Source organism: Aeromonas sp. 5HA1 (genome assembly GCF_029237245.1).
GTDB classification, from domain to species: Bacteria; Pseudomonadota; Gammaproteobacteria; order Enterobacterales; family Aeromonadaceae; genus Aeromonas; species Aeromonas salmonicida.
Map to the genome: position 1 here is coordinate 1 of NZ_JAACFW010000046.1, position 2,822 is coordinate 2,822.

The 2,822-nt window shown below is 53.0% G+C and carries 1 rRNA gene; it reads left to right on the forward strand.

Annotation, left to right across the window (positions count from 1 at the left end):
• Positions 1–2,718, forward strand: a 23S ribosomal RNA gene (locus tag GWQ27_RS22150); the annotation flags it as partial.
• Positions 2,719–2,822: the final 104 nt, after the last annotated feature.

Genomic DNA, 2,822 nt, shown 5'->3' on the forward strand with positions numbered 1-2,822 from the left:
AACGAGGCGAACCGGGAGAACTGAAACATCTAAGTACCCCGAGGAAAAGAAATCAACCGAGATTCCCTCAGTAGCGGCGAGCGAACGGGGATTAGCCCTTAAGTTTCTTGGAAGTTAGTGGAATGGTCCTGGAAAGGCCAGCGATACAGGGTGATAGCCCCGTACATGAAAACGACCTTGAAGTGAAATCGAGTAGGGCGGGACACGTGACATCCTGTCTGAATATGGGGGGACCATCCTCCAAGGCTAAATACTCCTGACTGACCGATAGTGAACCAGTACCGTGAGGGAAAGGCGAAAAGAACCCCTGTGAGGGGAGTGAAATAGAACCTGAAACCGTGTACGTACAAGCAGTGGGAGCCCTTCGGGGTGACTGCGTACCTTTTGTATAATGGGTCAGCGACTTACATTTTGTAGCGAGGTTAACCGTATAGGGGAGCCGTAGGGAAACCGAGTCTTAACTGGGCGTCTAGTTGCAAGGTGTAGACCCGAAACCGGGTGATCTAGCCATGGGCAGGTTGAAGGTTGAGTAACATCAACTGGAGGACCGAACCCACTAACGTTGCAAAGTTAGGGGATGACCTGTGGCTGGGGGTGAAAGGCCAATCAAACTCGGAGATAGCTGGTTCTCCCCGAAAGCTATTTAGGTAGCGCCTCGGACGAATACTACTGGGGGTAGAGCACTGTTTGGACTAGGGGGTCATCCCGACTTACCAACTCCATGCAAACTCCGAATACCAGTAAGTAATATCCGGGAGACACACGGCGGGTGCTAACGTCCGTCGTGAAGAGGGAAACAACCCAGACCGCCGGCTAAGGTCCCAAAGTTCTGGTTAAGTGGGAAACGATGTGGGAAGGCTCAGACAGCTAGGATGTTGGCTTAGAAGCAGCCATCATTTAAAGAAAGCGTAATAGCTCACTAGTCGAGTCGGCCTGCGCGGAAGATGTAACGGGGCTCAAACCAGGCACCGAAGCCGCGGATTCACACTTATGTGTGAGTGGTAGGGGAGCGTTCTGTAAGTCTGCGAAGGTGTATCGAGAGGTATGCTGGAGATATCAGAAGTGCGAATGCTGACGTAAGTAACGATAAAGGGGGTGAAAAGCCTCCTCGCCGGAAGACCAAGGGTTCCTGTCCAACGTTAATCGGGGCAGGGTGAGTCGACCCCTAAGGTGAGGCCGAAAGGCGTAATCGATGGGAAGCAGGTTAATATTCCTGCACGACTTGTAATTGCGATGGGGGGACGGAGAAGGCTAGGTGGGCCAGGCGACGGTTGTCCTGGTGAAAGTGCGTAGGTGGTGTTTCTAGGCAAATCCGGAGACACAACACTGAGACACGAGACGAAGCCACTACGGTGGTGAAGCCATTGATGCCCTGCTTCCAGGAAAAGCCTCTAAGCTTCAGATTACAAGTCATCGTACCCCAAACCGACACAGGTGGTCGGGTAGAGAATACCAAGGCGCTTGAGAGAACTCGGGTGAAGGAACTAGGCAAAATAGAACCGTAACTTCGGGAGAAGGTTCGCTCTTGACAGTGAAGTCCCTTGCGGATGGAGCAGTTGGGAGTCGCAGTGACCAGATGGCTGGGACTGTTTATCAAAAACACAGCACTCTGCAAACACGAAAGTGGACGTATAGGGTGTGACACCTGCCCGGTGCCGGAAGGTTAATTGATGGGGTTAGCGCAAGCGAAGCTCTTGATCGAAGCCCCGGTAAACGGCGGCCGTAACTATAACGGTCCTAAGGTAGCGAAATTCCTTGTCGGGTAAGTTCCGACCTGCACGAATGGTGTAACCATGGCCATGCTGTCTCCACCCGAGACTCAGTGAAATCGAATTCGCCGTGAAGATGCGGTGTACCCGCGGCTAGACGGAAAGACCCCGTGAACCTTTACTACAGCTTGGCACTGAACATTGAACCTACATGTGTAGGATAGGTGGGAGGCTTTGAAGGCGTGACGCCAGTTGCGCTGGAGCCGTCCTTGAAATACCACCCTTGTATGTTTGATGTTCTAACGCAGGGCCCTGAATCGGGCTCGCGGACAGTGCCTGGTGGGTAGTTTGACTGGGGCGGTCTCCTCCCAAAGAGTAACGGAGGAGCACGAAGGTTGGCTAATCCTGGTCGGACATCAGGAGGTTAGTGCAATGGCATAAGCCAGCTTAACTGCGAGACGGACAGGTCGAGCAGGTACGAAAGTAGGTCATAGTGATCCGGTGGTTCTGAATGGAAGGGCCATCGCTCAACGGATAAAAGGTACTCCGGGGATAACAGGCTGATACCGCCCAAGAGTTCATATCGACGGCGGTGTTTGGCACCTCGATGTCGGCTCATCACATCCTGGGGCTGAAGTCGGTCCCAAGGGTATGGCTGTTCGCCATTTAAAGTGGTACGCGAGCTGGGTTCAGAACGTCGTGAGACAGTTCGGTCCCTATCTGCCGTGGGCGTTGGATGATTGAAGGGAGTTGCTCCTAGTACGAGAGGACCGGAGTGAACGAACCTCTGGTGTTCGGGTTGTCACGCCAGTGGCACTGCCCGGTAGCTAAGTTCGGAATCGATAACCGCTGAAAGCATCTAAGCGGGAAGCGAGCCCTGAGATGAGTCATCCCTGACCCCTTGAGGGTCCTAAAGGGCCGTTGGAGACCACAACGTTGATAGGCGGGGTGTGTAAGTGCAGCGATGCATTGAGCTAACCCGTACTAATTACCCGTGAGGCTTAACCATACAACACCCAAGAAGTGTTTCTGGCCTTGTAGCGAATGAACGAACTACTAACTAATTCAGTGATAGCGAAGCCAACAGGCAACTCGTTATTCACGTCAGCTTTC